General features: G+C 34.6%; 14 protein-coding genes. 11 read left to right on the top strand and 3 right to left on the bottom strand.

What is annotated here, in order from left to right; genetic code table 11:
• Positions 1–24 precede the first annotated feature (24 nt).
• The 4 genes from BSF41_RS07145 to BSF41_RS07160 all read left to right on the top strand — a co-directional run bounded on the left by BSF41_RS07145 (position 25) and on the right by BSF41_RS07160 (position 6,039).
• The gene (locus BSF41_RS07145; protein WP_095928819.1) at positions 25–1,677 is read left to right on the top strand and encodes an arylsulfatase; all 1,653 of its coding nucleotides are present in this window, start codon (positions 25–27) and stop codon (positions 1,675–1,677) included.
• 579 nt (positions 1,678–2,256) lie between these two features.
• Complete coding sequence (locus BSF41_RS07150) at positions 2,257–3,141, top strand: serine O-acetyltransferase (protein WP_095929091.1); 885 nt, start codon at positions 2,257–2,259, stop codon at positions 3,139–3,141.
• 62 nt (positions 3,142–3,203) lie between these two features.
• The gene (locus BSF41_RS07155; RefSeq protein WP_095928820.1) at positions 3,204–4,124 is read left to right on the top strand and encodes a family 2A encapsulin nanocompartment shell protein; all 921 of its coding nucleotides are present in this window, start codon (positions 3,204–3,206) and stop codon (positions 4,122–4,124) included.
• Entirely contained in the window at positions 4,108–6,039 is a 1,932-nt protein-coding gene (locus BSF41_RS07160; protein WP_095928821.1) for a family 2A encapsulin nanocompartment cargo protein cysteine desulfurase, read from the top strand. Before BSF41_RS07155 ends, BSF41_RS07160 begins: the two co-directional genes overlap by 17 nt.
• Before the next feature lie 139 nt (positions 6,040–6,178).
• On the opposite strand, the gene rocD is transcribed toward BSF41_RS07160, so the two are convergent.
• On the bottom strand, positions 6,179–7,432 hold the full coding sequence (rocD, locus tag BSF41_RS07165) for an ornithine--oxo-acid transaminase (RefSeq protein ID WP_095928822.1): 1,254 nt from the start codon (positions 7,430–7,432) through the stop codon (positions 6,179–6,181).
• Between the two features lie 224 nt (positions 7,433–7,656).
• Between rocD and BSF41_RS07170 the strand changes: the two genes are divergently transcribed.
• From BSF41_RS07170 to BSF41_RS07185, 4 genes are all read left to right on the top strand, one after another.
• Positions 7,657–8,109, top strand: a complete 453-nt coding sequence (locus BSF41_RS07170) for an Lrp/AsnC family transcriptional regulator (RefSeq protein WP_095928823.1) — start codon at positions 7,657–7,659, stop codon at positions 8,107–8,109.
• A 108-nt stretch (positions 8,110–8,217) separates the two neighbouring features.
• Positions 8,218–8,991, top strand: a complete 774-nt coding sequence (locus BSF41_RS07175) for a dienelactone hydrolase family protein (RefSeq protein WP_095929092.1) — start codon at positions 8,218–8,220, stop codon at positions 8,989–8,991.
• A 54-nt stretch (positions 8,992–9,045) separates the two neighbouring features.
• A complete protein-coding gene (locus tag BSF41_RS07180; RefSeq protein WP_095928824.1) occupies positions 9,046–10,020 on the top strand; it encodes a DUF3667 domain-containing protein in 975 nt (324 codons plus the stop codon).
• Between the two features lie 5 nt (positions 10,021–10,025).
• Positions 10,026–11,042, top strand: a complete 1,017-nt coding sequence (locus tag BSF41_RS07185) for a M28 family peptidase (protein ID WP_095928825.1) — start codon at positions 10,026–10,028, stop codon at positions 11,040–11,042.
• A 181-nt stretch (positions 11,043–11,223) separates the two neighbouring features.
• Here the strand turns inward: BSF41_RS07185 and rho are convergent, their stop codons facing one another.
• Positions 11,224–13,080, bottom strand: coding sequence for a transcription termination factor Rho (gene rho / locus BSF41_RS07190; protein ID WP_095928826.1), 1,857 nt, complete (start codon positions 13,078–13,080; stop codon positions 11,224–11,226).
• A 181-nt stretch (positions 13,081–13,261) separates the two neighbouring features.
• Between rho and BSF41_RS07195 the strand changes: the two genes are divergently transcribed.
• The 3 genes from BSF41_RS07195 to BSF41_RS07205 all read left to right on the top strand — a co-directional run bounded on the left by BSF41_RS07195 (position 13,262) and on the right by BSF41_RS07205 (position 15,399).
• Complete coding sequence (locus BSF41_RS07195; protein ID WP_008468670.1) at positions 13,262–13,672, top strand: DUF4293 domain-containing protein; 411 nt, start codon at positions 13,262–13,264, stop codon at positions 13,670–13,672.
• Between the two features lie 150 nt (positions 13,673–13,822).
• Positions 13,823–14,482: a response regulator transcription factor gene (locus BSF41_RS07200; protein WP_095928827.1), complete on the top strand. Its 660-nt coding sequence runs from the start codon at positions 13,823–13,825 to the stop codon at positions 14,480–14,482.
• 11 nt (positions 14,483–14,493) lie between these two features.
• Positions 14,494–15,399 (top strand): sensor histidine kinase, encoded by a 906-nt coding sequence (locus BSF41_RS07205; RefSeq protein WP_095928828.1) that lies wholly within the window; start codon positions 14,494–14,496, stop codon positions 15,397–15,399.
• Here BSF41_RS07205 and BSF41_RS07210 read toward each other — a convergent pair whose 3' ends face one another.
• Positions 15,400–15,894, bottom strand: coding sequence for a metallophosphoesterase (locus BSF41_RS07210; RefSeq protein WP_095928829.1), 495 nt, complete (start codon positions 15,892–15,894; stop codon positions 15,400–15,402).
• Between the last annotated feature and the right edge of the window lie 143 nt (positions 15,895–16,037).

Consider the following 16,037-nt stretch of genomic DNA (forward strand, 5'->3'; position numbering starts at 1 on the left):
CACTAACAGTAAATTATAAATAAGATGAATAAAAGAATAAACATTTTATTTTCTGTTTTATTGACAGGAATAATTGGTTCTTATAAGACCGAAGCCCAAACCGCATCATCTAAACCCAACGTAATTTTAATTATGGTCGATGATATGGGATATTCAGATTTAGGGAATTATGGCTCTGAGATAAAAACGCCAAACTTAGATCGTTTAGCGAAAGAAGGAACTCGTCTGCGCGAATTTTACAATAACTCAATTTGTGCGCCTACAAGAGCTTCTTTATTAACGGGACAATATCAGCACAAAGCGGGAGTTGGTTATTTTGATGTAAATTTAGGACTACCAGCTTATCAAGGATATCTAAACAAAGAATCTCTGACTTTAGGAGAAGTTTTCCGTTCTGGAGGTTATAGCACTTTAATGTCAGGAAAATGGCACGTTGGTTCTGAAGATCAGGCACAATGGCCAAACCAAAGAGGTTTTGATAAGTTTTACGGAATCTTAAAAGGTGCAGCAAATTATTTCGACACAAAACCGCTTCCTTTTGGGAAAACGGCTTATCCAGTGAAAATGATCCGCAATAATGAAGAACTGCATCCAAAAGACGATTCGTACTACTTCACAGATGAAATTGGAAACAACGCGGTTACTTTCTTAGACGAACAAAACAAAGAAAACAAACCTTTCTTTTTATACTTAGCATTTACTGCGCCTCACTGGCCATTACAGGCAAAACCTGTAGATATTGCCAAATACAGAGGGAAATTTGATGAGGGCTGGGATGCTTTAAGAGAAAAAAGAATTCAGAAATTAAGAGAAAACGGCATTTTGCTTCCTAATCAAACTATTGCTCCTCGTGACCCAGAAGTTCCAGAATGGAATAAATTGACGTATGACGAAAAACAATTCTGGAAAGCTAAAATGGAAGTGTACGCCGCAATGGTAGACAACATGGATCAAAACGTTGGGAAGGTTCTGGATAAACTGAAAGCGTTAAAGAAAGATAAAAACACTTTAATTATTTTTATTGCAGATAATGGTGCTCAAGGTGGTTTCAACACATATAATCCACTAAAAAGAGGTTTAGTTCGTAATGACGGACCAATCGGAACTTCTGGATCTTTTGACTATCAGGAACAAAACTGGGCATATCTTTCTAATACACCTTTACAAGATTATAAAAACAATATGCACGAAGGCGGATTCAGTTCTCCATTCATCGCTTGGTATCCATCAAAAATTAAAGCAGGAAGAATCGATAAAGGAACGGGACATATTATTGACCTTGCTCCTACTTTTTATGAATTGGTTGGAATTGAATATCCTAAAAATTTAAATGGCGTAACTTCTAATCCGCTTGCTGGAAAAAGTTTGCTTCCGGTTTTATTTGACAATGCATCCGAAGTAAACCGTGGCGCTCCTTTATTCTGGGAAAGAGCTGGAAACAGAGCGGTTAGAGAAGGAAAATGGAAATTGGTTTCTATTTATCCGTCTTACCAATGGGAACTTTATGATCTTGAAGCAGACCGTGGCGAAACAACAAACGTTGCGGCACAAAATGCTGGAATTGTAAATGATCTTTCGGCCAAATATTTTGACTGGGCAGATAAAACTGGAGTTGTAGAATACAGCAAATTCAAACAAAAAGGAGAATCGATTCCGGGCGCTGCTGCTAAGAAATAATTCAAAGCTTTAAAAAAATTATCTTTTTTGAATTTTAAAAAGTATTCAAGGGTCGAAAAATGAGTTTTAAAAACTTGTTTTTCGACCCTTTTCTATTGTCCCAAACAAAACATAAACAACTAACAAACAACACATTAAAGCCAAAATATTTTATTTATTACAGAATAATTTCATAACGTATCAAATAAATTTCAAAAAAGATTTGGATTTTATCATAATAAATATAACTTTGTCTATAGAATTAGTAGAATTTAAATAATTAAAGCACTACATTTTGAAAACAGCAGAAAAAATATCGTCTCACATTTTTCCTAAAAATTATACATACAATACATTTTGTTGTATGTGTTTCTGTTGTTAATCCCTTCACTATTTTCTTTTTAGCGATTTCCATTTTAAAAAAATGGAAGCCAAAAAGCGATTCTCTTTATTTCCCAAACACTTTCCTACTGTAATCCTATAATCACTTTGCTGTTTTGCATCAAGAGGATTATTATGTCATCAAATACTATTTAAAAGGTTTTGATTCAGATATCAGTTATGGTAAGAATTTCAATTACAAACCAAAAACCAATTGTTATGAAATCTTTTTATCACGAAATAGCGCGACAACATCAGGAATTATTAATTCTTCCCGAAAAAAAAGTTATCCATCAGTTTATTGATGATTTCTTCCTTCTGCTGTATTCAAATACAACAAAGACTTATGAAACTGAGGCATCTGTAAGATATAAATTCAATCTTCTTGAAAAACAGTTTGATGAACTAGTCACCGATTTTTCTCCCAAAAGTGATTCAAGACAACACACTGAAATCTTTTTTGAAGCCATTCCGCATTTACACAAAAAAGCCATAAATGATGCGCTTACCATTTTTACAAAAGATCCAGCCGCAAAATCCTTTGAAGAAGTCTTGTATTCTTATCCCGGCTTTTTTGCTATTGCGATCTATCGATTTTCACATCAATTATGGGAACAGGATCTAAAACTTCTTGCTAGAACTATATCTGAATATGCACACATAAAAACCAGTATAGAAATTCATCCTGGTGCTCAAATCGGAGATAATTTTGCCATTGATCACGGAACGGGAATTGTAATTGGCGAAACCACAATTATTAGAAATGATGTACAAATTTATCAAGGCGTTACACTTGGGGCTTTGAGTGTAAAAAAAGAAGATGCTTTTATAAAAAGACATCCAACAATTGAAGATAATGTAGTAATCTATGCCAACAGCTCCATCCTTGGCGGTCAGACAACTGTTGGTAAAAATTCAATTATTGGCGGCAATGTCTGGCTTACTAACAGTATTCTTCCAAATTCTATTGTGTATCATAAGAACGAAATAAAAATTAAAACAATTTCAGAAAACAAAAAGGAAACACCAAAAGACACTGCAATCCTAACGTTCAATTACAACGCAGGAGAAAGATATTTATCTATAGATGAGCTGTTTGAATAAAATTTATAAATAACTTTAAGGAATCAAAAAATAAATTATAAACCTATTAAAACTCAAAAAAAATGGCCGAAACAAAACCACAACAGACCGCATTAGGCGATGTTGCAGCAAGACAGCTCGCAATTGCAACTCGTACCGTTCCGCAAATCGGAACCGTAACACCAAGATGGCTAACACATTTATTACATTGGACTCCAGTAGAATCGGGTGTATTTCGTTTAAACAAAGTTAAAAATGCCAATCACATCGAAGTAGATTGTTCTGCTCGTGACGAAAGAGTTTTACCCAACACTTTTGTTGATTATATCGATAATCCAAGAGAATACAATCTCGCAGCTGTACAAACCATTGTTGATGTTCACACCCGTGTTTCCGACTTATACAGCAAACCTTACAACCAAATTTCAGAACAACTTCGCTTGGCAATTGAAACGATTAAAGAACGTCAGGAAAGCGAATTAATCAATAATAAAGATTATGGTTTATTGAGCAATGTTGTGCCTTCACAAATCATTAAAACACGTACGGGAGCTCCAACTCCAGATGATTTGGATGAATTGCTTACTAAGGTTTGGAAAGAACCTGGATTCTTTTTACTGCATCCACTTGCAATTGCAGCTTTCGGACGTGAATGTACTCGTCGTGGCGTTCCTCCTCCTACTACATCTCTATTTGGATCTCAGTTTTTAACTTGGAGAGGAATTCCGCTTATTCCTTCGGATAAACTGCCAATTGTAAAAGGAAAATCTAAAATCATATTATTGCGTACAGGCGAAAGCCGTCAAGGCGTTATCGGATTAATTCAGCCGGGATTGCAAGGCGAACAATCTCCAGGATTATCTGTTCGTTTTATGGGAATCAACGAAAAAGCAATTGCTTCTTATTTGGTTTCACTTTACTGCTCTTTGGCTATTTTGGTTGACGATGCCATAGCTGTATTAGAAGATGTAGAAATAGGAAAGTATCATGAGTACAAATATTAACAACAACGGTTTACCCAAAATCGATGATTTGCAGCATTTGGCAAACGAGTTGTTCAAAGCTTTACCGAATGAATTTCCAAAAGAAATATCGTTAAGTCCGGATAAAGCCGAGCATCCGCGTGCGACAAAGATTGCAGAAACGTTCTTGCAAACAGGAAACATTGGCTCATTAGATCAAATTCCTTTAGCAGTTCCGTCGAATGTGCAGCCAGTTCAACATTCCTTTAGCGGATTTGGCGCTTCTCCTACCGTATCCAATTACGAAAACACGGGAGCTTTTGCTTTACCGCCAAATGCTGGAGCGGGATTTGATCCAAAGGGTAAAAACACTTCTTCTGGGGTACAGGAAAATCATGATTTAAACATGGATGATCCGCATACTGGTTTTCATGATATTAATTTAAATAATGGAAATCCGCAGCTGAATGAAGAATCTGCTTTTTCGCCATTGTTGCTCAACAATCAATATCTTCCGTTTCAAACAGAAAACTCTTCGTTTGAAATTGAATTGCAGGCAGCCTTGACTTTTGTTGATACACAATTTAAAAAACGAGAAGATTTTCCGTTAAACGGAAATGAAACGGCAACATCCTACTATTTTTTAGACCAGAATCCTTTTGCGTTTGACAGAAAAAGTACCAATATTGCCGTCGGAAATTCTTTTGATGGTAAAGAAATTAATCTTTTCAAAGGACATCATTTTAATGCCGAATTGGTCAAAAAGGATTTTCCGATTCTGAGAGAAACCGTAAACGGAAAACCTCTAGTTTGGTTTGACAACGCCGCAACGACACAGAAACCGCAATCGGTTATTGACAGAATTGCCTATTTCTACGAACATGAAAATTCAAATATTCACCGTGCGGCACACGAACTGGCTGCTCGCGCATCTGATGCATACGAAGCTGCCCGCGAAAAAGTAAAAAACTTTTTGAATGCCAGTTCTGTAAACGAAATTGTTTTTGTTCGAGGTGCAACCGAAGGAATAAATCTAGTTGCTTCAACTTGGGGCGATCAGAATTTAAACTCGGGCGACGAAATTATTGTCAGTAATTTGGAACATCACGCGAATATCGTTCCGTGGAAACGTCTTGCTGATAAAAAAGGTTTGAAGCTAAGAGTGATTCCTGTTGATGATGACGGTCAGATTTTGTTGGATGAATATGCAAAACTGCTGAATTCGAGAACTCGTTTAGTGGCTTTTACACAAGTTTCGAATGCATTAGGAACTGTAACTCCAGCCAAAAAAATAGTTGAAATGGCACACGCTGCCGGAGCAAAAGTTTTAATTGATGGTGCACAATCGGTTTCGCACATGAAAGTAGATGTTCAGCATTTAAATCCGGATTGGTTGGTTTTCTCTGGACATAAATTATTTGGTCCAACAGGAATTGGCGCTTTGTATGGAAAAGAAGATTTACTAAACGAAATGCAACCGTATCAATCTGGTGGAAACATGATTCAGGATGTGACTTTTGAGGAAATAAAATACCACAAAGCTCCGAATCGTTTTGAAGCTGGAACAGGAAACATTGCCGATGCCATTGGTCTTGGCGCTGCTATTGATTATGTAACAAAACTAGGGATTGAAGCGATTGGACAATACGAGCATTATTTACTCGAATATGCTACCCGACTTTTAAAAGAAATTCCAGGTGTTAGATTAATAGGAACTGCCAAAGATAAAGCCAGCGTTTTGTCTTTTAACTTGCAAGGCTATTCAAACGATCAGGTTGGACAGGCTTTGAATAAAGAAGGAGTTGCAGTAAGAACCGGACATCATTGCGCACAGCCTATTTTACGCAGAATGGGAGTTGAAACTACAGTTCGTCCTTCATTAGCCTTTTACAACACAACTCAGGATGTAGATACTTTTATTAAAACCTTATGGGAATTGAAAAAAGTGAGATTCTAAAATAAAAATGAGTCAATGCTATAAAAACATTGACTCATAAGAAATAGTTACTTTTTTTGATATTTTAAGTAATTATAAACAGAAGGCGATTGTTTCATTACAGTCGCCTTTTTATATCATTAAAGTTACGGAGAATTAATTAATTTTTAAACTCCTCCAAAGATTTCTCAATAATCTCAAGACATTCATTAATTTGCTCTTCGGTCATTACCAACGGCGGTGCCAATCTGATTTTGTTTCCGTGAGTTGGTTTTGCCAATAATCCATTATCTCTAAATTTCAGACAGATTTCCCAAGCCAAATCAGAATCTTCATCTGTATTGATTACGATGGCATTCAAAAGTCCTTTTCCGCGTACCAGCGTAATCAAGTTATTTTTTTCAGCGATTTTATTCAATCCGTCTCTTAAAATAACTCCTAAACGTTCTGCATTTTCAGCTAGTTTTTCGTCTTTAATCACTTCCAAAGCTGCAATCGCTACGGCCGCTGCAACTGGATTTCCTCCAAAAGTAGATCCGTGCTGTCCTGGTTTAATCACATTCATGATTTCGTCATTACATAAAACAGCCGAAACTGGATAAACACCGCCAGAAATTGCTTTTCCTAAAATTAAAACATCAGGCTGTACATTTTCGTGGTGAACGGCTAATAATTTTCCTGTACGTGCAATTCCTGTCTGAACTTCATCGGCGATAAAAAGAACATTGTGTTTTTCACAAAGTGCTTTCGCTTTCGCTAAATATCCTTCAGAAGGAACATAAACTCCTGCTTCACCCTGAATTGGCTCAACCAAGAATCCAGCAATATTTTTAGATGAATTTAAAGCATTTTCAAGCGCTTCCAAATTATCATATTCAATTTTGATAAACCCGTCTGTAAAAGGTCCGAAGTTTTTACGAGCTGTTTCATCATTAGAAAAAGAGATAATTGTAGTTGTTCTTCCGTGAAAGTTATTCTCACACACAATAATCTGTGCCTGATTTTCAGGAATTCCTTTTACTTCGTATGCCCATTTTCTTGAGATTTTCAAAGCAGTTTCAACTGCTTCTGCACCAGTATTCATTGGAAGAACTTTATCGAAACCAAAATATTTCGTTACATATTCTTCATAGTTTCCTAATTTATCATTGTAAAAAGCACGAGAAGTCAAAGTCAGTTTTTGCGCCTGCTCTACCATTGCATTTACAATTTTAGGATGGCAATGACCTTGATTTACCGCAGAATAAGCAGATAAAAAATCATAATATTTTTTACCGTCAACATCCCATACATATACGCCTTCTCCGCGCTCTAAAACTACAGGAAGCGGGTGGTAATTATGAGCACCATATTTGTTTTCTTTTTCAATCAAAACTTCTGATTTTGATGAAAGTGTTTTTTCTGTACTTATCATAATATGCTTTTTATTTCTACAAAAATATTAAAATTAAACAAATAACCGCCTACAAAACGATATTTTGACTTAAATATAACAAAATAAAAGTCAAAAACTTAATTTAATCACTTTTAAAAAGACATATTATTTTTTTTCGAAATGCGATTATGTGTCTGTTTATTAAAAAAAAGAACTACTTTTATAAATAACAAAAGACTCAATTTTTAAACGATTTTTATTGAATGGAATTATTAGACGAATTTGATATTAGCATTATCAAAGAATTAGAAAAAGATGGAAGAATGGCCTTTTCTTCTATCGCCACTAATCTTAAAATATCAAATACAATGGTGCATCAACGTATTAACAGAATGATTGAACAAGGTGTAATTTCTGGGATAAAACCTATTATTCAGGAAAAGAAAATTGGCTACGACTGGGCTTCTTTTACTGGGCTTACATTAAACAAAGATTCTGATTCTGAAAGAATTATTGAGGCTCTTAAAGAAATTCCGGAGATTACCGAATGTTATTACGTAACAGGTTCTTTTACGCTTTACATAAAAATAATAGCAACAAATCACGAACATATGCGCCGTATTCTTTACGAAAAAATCGACGGAATTCCAGGCATTGACAAAACCGATTCTATTGTAGAATTGGGTTGCGCTTTTAAACGAAACATATCCTTATAAAAAGAAAACCATTCTTTTAAAGTATTGGTTACAAACCTCACAAGAATTTACTTGTGAGGTTTTTTTGTAACATAATATTTCTGATATTTGTTAAAAATTGAAGAAATTATGAAAAACTCCATAATCATTTTATTCAGTGCAATCTTATTCTCAAATCTTATGAATGCGCAATTAAAACCAGTAAAATATACAGAAGGAAGCCAGCAACTTAATGGCTTATTTATAAAATCTGCTAAAAAAAGCAGTAACAATCCAGGAATCTTACTTCTACCGGCATGGCTTGGGATTGATAATGCTTCTAAAGGAATCGCGGAAGAGTTATCTAAACTGGGCTATCATGTCTTTATCGCTGATATTTATGGCGAAGGAAATTATCCTAAAAATACTGGCGAGGCAGGAAAACAGGCTGGTTTTTACAAAACAAATTTCGAAGCGTATCAAAAACGTATTGATGCTGCTTTGAAAGAATTAGTAAAATCTGGCGCAAATGCCGATAATATTGTAGCTATTGGATATTGCTTTGGAGGAAGCGGTGTTCTTGAAGCGGCCCGCGGACATTTGAATGTCAAAGGTATTGCTTCCTTTCACGGTGGTTTAGGAAAAGATGCAAGCAGAAAAAATGAACCTATTGCTACGAAAGTTCTTATTTGTCATGGAGCCGATGATCCGTTTGTTTCAAAAGACGAAATCGCTGCTTTCCAACAGGAAATGCGTGATGGCAAAGCAGACTGGGAAATGATTTATTATGCAAATGCCGTCCACTCTTTTACTAATCCTGAAGCAGGAAGTGATAATTCTAAAGGTGCGGCGTATAATGCTGTGGCTGCAAAAAGATCTTTTGACCATTTACAGCTTTTCTTAAACGAAGTCCTGAAAAAATAATTTCAAAAAACAAATACCTAAAAACTACCAGAACAAATCAATTAAAATAAACCAATGTCACATAACAAAATTAGAGAAGACAAAACTTGTCTAAATTGCAGGCATGTTGTGGAGCAGAAATACTGCCCCAACTGTGGACAAGAAAATAGCGATAGCCGAAAAACTTTTCATCATTTATTTATTCACTTTTTTGAAGATTTAACACACTATGAAAATGCTTTTTGGAAAACAATAAAAAATCTTCTTTTTAAACCTTCAACGCTTACTAAAGAATACCTTTCGGGAAAACGTTTGTCTTATCTTGCGCCGGTTCGACTTTACATTTTTATAAGTTTTATTACATTTTTGCTTATTGCAATGTTTCCAAATAATGTAGGTGAAAAAATTGATAAAAGCGAAGAAGCGCTGAACAAAGAAATTTCTAAAGCTACTGATAGTTTAAGAATAAGCAGAAAGGAAGACAAAAGGTATTTTCATTTTAAAACGATGAAAGAACTTGATTCGATTCAAAAATATGGAAAAGAAAGTGAGAAGCTAAATGCTTCTTCTTATTGGTTTTCTGAAAAAGCAATACACGTCACAGAAAAATACACCAAAAAAGAAATTTATGTAAAATTTGTTGAATCGTTCTTTCACAATCTTCCTAAAATTCTATTTATAATCATGCCGTTTTTTGCTTTTTTCTTATGGCTTTTTCATAATAAAAAAAGGTGGTATTATTTCGATCACGGAATTTTTACACTCCATTATTTCTCTTTTCTTTTACTGATTTTCCTCATCATGTTTATCATAGAAAGGGTTATTGGTCTTTTTGGAGAAGATAGTCCGCTGTCTTTTATATCATCAATTACAACATTTGCAGGAACCATCTGGATGTGCTATTATTTTTATCCTGCACACCACCGTTTTTATGGCGAATCAAGAATAGTCTCTTTTATAAAAAGCTTTTTATTGTTTATAATAAATTCTCTTTTTATCCTATTTTTACTGACTTTATACGTTCTTTACACATTTATTAATTTACACTAACTAGAATGAAAAAAATACTCATTTTATTTTTAGTTGTTACTGCGTATTCTTGTAAAACTGCGCAGTCAACAACAGCCAAAGACAATTCGGATCCGTCAAAATATGTTAAAGCTATCAGTGAAAAAGATCTTAAAAAAATGCTTTACACTATTGCTTCTGACGAAATGGAAGGCCGCGAAACGGGTTCTAAAGGACAGAAAAAAGCAGGTCTTTACATGATCGAGCAATACAAAAAAAGCGGAATTTCTTTTCCAAAAGGAGCGTCGGACTTCTATCAGCCAGTTCCTGCAGCATTTATGAATGCAAAACGCAATCAAAACCTTCCAGATTCAGAAAACATCTGGGCTTACATTGAAGGTACAGAAAAACCAAATGAAGTTTTGGTAATTTCTGCACATTACGATCACGTGGGCATCAAAGACGGCGAAGTTTACAACGGTGCAGATGATGATGGTTCTGGAACTGTAGCGGTGATCGAAATGGCTAAAGCTTTTGCTAAAGCTAAAAAACAAGGTCACGGTCCAAAACGCTCTATTTTGTTTCTTCATGTAACTGGCGAAGAGCATGGTTTACACGGATCTCGTTATTATTCTGAAAATCCATTATTTCCTATTGCCAATACAATCGCAGACATCAACATCGACATGATCGGACGTCGTGATGTTGAGCATTCAAATACAAACAACTACGTTTATGTAATTGGTGCTGACAGATTATCTTCTGATTTACACAATGCAGTTGTAGCTCAAAACGAAAAATATATCAAAATGGACTTAGATTTTAAATTTAATGATCCAAAAGATCCAAACCATTTCTATGAGCGCTCTGACCACTATAACTTTGCAAAACATGGTATTCCAGCTGTTTTCTTCTTCAACGGAGTTCACGAAGATTACCACGGAAAAGGCGACGAACCTCAAAAAATTGAATACGACGCTTTAACTAAAAGAACAAAACTGGCTTTTGTCGTAGCTTGGGATTTAGCTAATAGAGAAAATAGACCGGTAGTTGATAAGAAATAGTTCTTTTTAAGATACTAAGGTGCTGAGATGCTAAGATTCTAAGGTTTCTTTTAGGAACGTCATAAAAAAAAGGATGAGTTTACTCATCCTTTTTTTGTTTTATATATTTTTTGGCTTGCTTTTTTTTTCTCAAAGTTAAAAACCTTAGAATCTTAGCATCTCAGAACCTTAGCAACTTTAACTAGTCATTCATTGAAATCAAAAACTCTTCGTTGTTTTTTGTTTTCTTGAAACGATCGTTTACGAAGTCCATAGATTCTACTGGGTTCATATCTGAAAGATATTTACGCATAATCCACATTCTTTGTAATGTTTTTTCGTCCAATAATAAGTCATCGCGACGTGTACTTGACGATGTAAGATCGATTGCAGGGAAAATACGTTTATTTGCAATTTTACGGTCTAATTGAAGCTCCATGTTACCAGTTCCTTTAAATTCTTCGAAGATAACTTCGTCCATTTTAGAACCCGTTTCTGTTAATGCAGTTGCGATAATACTTAAAGAACCACCGTTTTCTACATTTCTAGCAGCTCCAAAGAAACGTTTTGGTTTTTGCAATGCATTGGCATCAACACCTCCACTTAATACTTTTCCAGATGCTGGTTGAACCGTGTTGTAAGCTCTTGCTAAACGTGTAATAGAGTCTAATAAAATCACAACATCGTGACCGCATTCTACTAAACGTTTTGCTTTTTCCAATACAATGTTAGCAATTTTTACGTGTTCTTGTGGCTCTCTATCAAAAGTTGAAGCAATAACTTCTCCACGAACACTTCTCTGCATATCTGTAACCTCCTCAGGACGTTCGTCAATCAGAAGAACAATTAAGTAAACTTCAGGATGGTTTGCTGCAATTGCATTTGCAATATCTTTAAGAAGCATTGTTTTACCTGTTTTAGGCTGGGCAACGATCATACCACGCTGACCTTTACCTATTGGTGAAAACAAATCTATAATTCTGGTTGAAATAGAACTGCCTTTTTCGGCTAGTTTGAATTTTTCTGAAGGGAAAACAGGCGTCAAGTGTTCAAAAGAAACTCTATCGCGAACAACTTGCGGATCGTGTCCGTTAATTTTTAATACACGAACCAAAGGGAAAAACTTCTCTCCTTCTTTTGGCGGGCGAACCACACCTTTTACAGTATCTCCAGTTTTTAAACCAAATAATCTGATTTGTGAAGTTGATAAATAAATATCATCTGGAGAAGCTAAATAATTATAATCTGATGAACGTAAAAATCCGTAACCATCAGGCATCATTTCTAGAACACCTTCACTTTCAATAATTCCGTCAAATTCAAAATCTGAATCTCTGAAATTATTGTTGTTCTTTTTATTTTTATGATTAGGATTTTGATTATTGTGATTTCCGTTTCCATTGCCATTCCCACTCTGATTTTGATTCTGATTCGGGTTTTGATTTTGGTTCTGGTTTTGATTTTGGTTCTGGTTTTTATTCTGATTCGGATTGATCTTTTTAACAGGAGCAGTTTGAGGAGTTTTTTCAGCTGTTTCGGCTGTTGGCTCAGAAGTAGTTGGCTCTGATGGGGCTGCTTCTACATTTTCCTCTGCAGGAACTTCATTTACAGCCTCTTTTTCTTTTTTAAGAGCTACTTTTTTCTCGTATGCCGATTTGCTGAATTTTACAACTTTAGGCTCTTTTTTTGCTGCTGGCTCTTTGTTTTCCTGTGCTTCTACAGCCGCCGTTTCTGCAATTGGCTCAATTGTATCTACACTATCGTTTTTTTGAACAGTTTCCTCTACTTTATCAAATTCTAAAACGGGAGTATTTTTGGTATTTGCTGCTTTTGTTTTGGCTGGAGCAATTCTGGCACGCTTTGGTTTATCTTCTTTAGCATCAGAAACTACTTCTGTTTGAGAAGCTTGAGCTGGCGCATTAGAGCTCTCTTGGTGTGCTAAAATCTGACTAATTAAAGTCTCTTTTTTGACACCAGTAATCTTTATTGTTTTAGCTAACTTAGCTATTTCTTGAAGCTCAGAAAGCTTCATTTCTTTTAATGCAGAAATATCAAACATGAATGTTCTATGAATTTAATTATTTTAAGGAATACTGTAAAAAGAATAGGTAGATAATTAATTTGAATTGACCGCAGTATGAAGTGCTTACGGTATTATGATGCAATAATACGAATAAAATTTTATCATACAATAGTATTTTAAAAAAAGAAAATATATTTTTGTAAAACATTTTTAGACCATGATACAAAGAATTCAGACTGTATATTTATTTCTAGCTTTTGCTGCAACTGGCATTTTAATGCTTTTTGTTCCGCTTTGGACAACTAGTGCAGGAAAGCCATTCTTTTTTATGCAGGATCAGCTTTATACTGTTTTATTAGGCTTAACGACTATGCTTAGTATTATCAGTATCATTTCATTCAAAAAGAGACAAAATCAGTTTGTATTAAACAGATTGAATATAATATTAAATTTAATTTTATTAGGATTATTTGTATATCGATCACTAAATTTATCTGGAGGGACTGAGGTCTCTGAGAAAGGTATTGGGATGTTCATGCCGATTGTTGCTATCGTGTTATTAGTTTTAGCTAATAAGGCCATCAAAAAGGACGAAGATCTTGTAAAATCTGTTGATCGTTTGAGGTAAACCTATAAACTTAGTTTATTTGTGCGAAGAAGAACCCGAATTTTTATTCGGGTTTTTTTTATGCCTTATTTTATCATAAATCAGACCTAAAGGGCATTATAGATATGTGATTTACATGATAAATTTGCATTTTCGAATTCAAATACAATCATGACACCAAAAATAAGGATCCATCTTGCAGACGATCATCAGGTATTAATTGATGGTCTTTCAAACCTGCTCCAAACTGTTTCAAATTTTGAATTAGTCGGAACTTCTTTAGACGGCACCACCATTTATGATGATGTCATGAATGACAAAGCCGATATTTTAATTCTAGATATTAGTATGCCAAAGAAAGACGGCATAGAGGTACTGAAAGAATTTAATGAAAAAGAAATGCCTTGCAAAGCCATTATTTTATCCAGTTACGATGATCTAAAAATCATTAAAGAAGTTATGAAATTAGGCGCAAAGGGTTATCTGCTAAAAAATTGCGCAGGAGAAAATATTATTGAAGCCGTCGAAGCCGTTTATCAAGGGCAGGAATATTTTAGCGACAGCGTTAGAGAGAAAATTTTCAATACTTTTAGAGACAATCCCAAATTAAATCAAAACGCAATTATAGAAAACCCAATTTTAAGTCCGCGTGAGATTGAAATCATTATTTTAATTGCCTTAGAATACAGCGGTACAGAAATTAGCAAAAAACTTTTTATCAGTTCACATACTGTCGAGACGCATCGAAAAAACATCATGAAAAAGCTTAATATAAAAAGCACAATAGGTCTGGTAAAATACGCTCTTAAAAACAATTTGATTAATCCTTAAAGATTGCTTTTATGTTTCGTTTCAAATTCATTCTATTTCTTCTTTTACTTTTTTCTTTTGAAGGAAATAGTATCGCACAATCAAAGGATACAGCAAAAGTTTCACAAACGGCAAACAACCAAACGACCGTTAATCATCTTAGTAAATCAGAACAGCTTCGAAATAAAAAAATCGTCAGTTTAACCATTATACTTACTGTCATCATTTTTCTTTTGTTTTACTTTTTATACCAAAACAACAAACTAAAACAGAAAATAAAACGAAAAGACACCAAACAGAAAATCCTTCTCAATATTATCAATTCTGGAATTGACTCTCAAGAAGTAGAGCGTAAAAAAATTGCTTCTTTTCTCCATGACAATATCAATTCATTATTGTCTTCTGCGGGATTACACCTAAATACGTTTACAGCTCAAAACGATGTAAAATCGGAAGAAATACGAAAAGCAAAAGCAATTCTATCAGAAGTGCATGAACTTTTACGCGATATGTCTCATGATCTTGTTCCGTCGCTTTTGGTTCGTTTTGGATTAATTTATGCTTTGGAAGATCTATGCGAGAAAAACTCAAACTCTGCAATTGAATTTGAATTTTCAAGCACTATTCCGACCAGTAGAAGATATGTTGAAAAATTTGAAATGAAAATCTATTTCATAGTTAGTGAATTGTTCAGCAATATTACCAAACATAGCAATGCTCAAAAAGCAAAACTTTCTTTAGCAGAAAAAGACAACCAACTAATCCTCCACATTCACGATGACGGAATTGGTTTTAAAACTCAAAAATTAAAAGACGCTGAAGGGTTCGGTTTAAGTAGAATTAGAGCTAGAATCAAAAAATATAAAGGAACTTTATCGATAACTTCAAAAGAAAATCAGGGAACCAAAATAAAGATTCAGATTCCGTTGCCGCATTAATTACTTCTCTCCTATCTCTATAATTTCCAAATCTTTGATTTTATCATCATCGATTACAAAACGCAACATGGTTCTTACTTTATGAAAACCGCTTTTTCCTGCCGCGCCAGGATTCATGTGCAATAAATTATTCTTTTTATCAAACATGACCTTCAAAATATGCGAATGTCCACAGATAAACAATTTAGGCGGATTCAAAGCTAATTCTTCTCTAACATTCTGATTATATTTTCCGGGATAACCGCCAATATGAGTAATCCAAACCGAAACATTTTCACATGAAAAACGATTATTTAACGGAAATTCTAATCTTGCTTTTGCATCGTCGATATTTCCGTAAACCGCTCGTAAAGGTTTTAGTTTTTTAATCGCATCTGTAACTACCAAATCTCCAATATCTCCAGCGTGCCAAACTTCGTCTGCCTGAGCAACATATTTTAAAATAGTATCATCGATGTGACTGTGGGTATCGGAAAGGAGAAGAATTTTGGTCATTTTTATTAAGAGGCTAAGATTCTGAGGTGCTAAGATACTAAGTTTTTCTAGCATTTAAATTGTAGAGACGCACTGCTGTGCGTCTAAAACTCGATTAGCAAATAACAAATATCAAAAACATCATAACATTCCTATAGAAAAAA

This window comes from Flavobacterium sp. ACN2 (assembly GCF_002303885.1).
Classification (GTDB): Bacteria; Bacteroidota; Bacteroidia; order Flavobacteriales; family Flavobacteriaceae; genus Flavobacterium.

What these genes read in the sequence shown, in the direction of transcription:
- BSF41_RS07145 (WP_095928819.1), top strand. Translation starts at nt 25, where the DNA reads ATGAATAAAAGAATAAACATTTTATTTTCTGTTTTATTGACAGGAATA.
- BSF41_RS07150 (WP_095929091.1), top strand. Translation starts at nt 2,257, where the DNA reads ATGAAATCTTTTTATCACGAAATAGCGCGACAACATCAGGAATTATTA.
- BSF41_RS07155 (WP_095928820.1), top strand. Translation starts at nt 3,204, where the DNA reads ATGGCCGAAACAAAACCACAACAGACCGCATTAGGCGATGTTGCAGCA.
- BSF41_RS07160 (WP_095928821.1), top strand. Translation starts at nt 4,108, where the DNA reads ATGAGTACAAATATTAACAACAACGGTTTACCCAAAATCGATGATTTG.
- rocD (WP_095928822.1), bottom strand. Translation starts at nt 7,432, where the DNA reads ATGATAAGTACAGAAAAAACACTTTCATCAAAATCAGAAGTTTTGATT.
- BSF41_RS07170 (WP_095928823.1), top strand. Translation starts at nt 7,657, where the DNA reads ATGGAATTATTAGACGAATTTGATATTAGCATTATCAAAGAATTAGAA.
- BSF41_RS07175 (WP_095929092.1), top strand. Translation starts at nt 8,218, where the DNA reads ATGAAAAACTCCATAATCATTTTATTCAGTGCAATCTTATTCTCAAAT.
- BSF41_RS07180 (WP_095928824.1), top strand. Translation starts at nt 9,046, where the DNA reads ATGTCACATAACAAAATTAGAGAAGACAAAACTTGTCTAAATTGCAGG.
- BSF41_RS07185 (WP_095928825.1), top strand. Translation starts at nt 10,026, where the DNA reads ATGAAAAAAATACTCATTTTATTTTTAGTTGTTACTGCGTATTCTTGT.
- rho (WP_095928826.1), bottom strand. Translation starts at nt 13,080, where the DNA reads ATGTTTGATATTTCTGCATTAAAAGAAATGAAGCTTTCTGAGCTTCAA.
- BSF41_RS07195 (WP_008468670.1), top strand. Translation starts at nt 13,262, where the DNA reads ATGATACAAAGAATTCAGACTGTATATTTATTTCTAGCTTTTGCTGCA.
- BSF41_RS07200 (WP_095928827.1), top strand. Translation starts at nt 13,823, where the DNA reads ATGACACCAAAAATAAGGATCCATCTTGCAGACGATCATCAGGTATTA.
- BSF41_RS07205 (WP_095928828.1), top strand. Translation starts at nt 14,494, where the DNA reads ATGTTTCGTTTCAAATTCATTCTATTTCTTCTTTTACTTTTTTCTTTT.
- BSF41_RS07210 (WP_095928829.1), bottom strand. Translation starts at nt 15,894, where the DNA reads ATGACCAAAATTCTTCTCCTTTCCGATACCCACAGTCACATCGATGAT.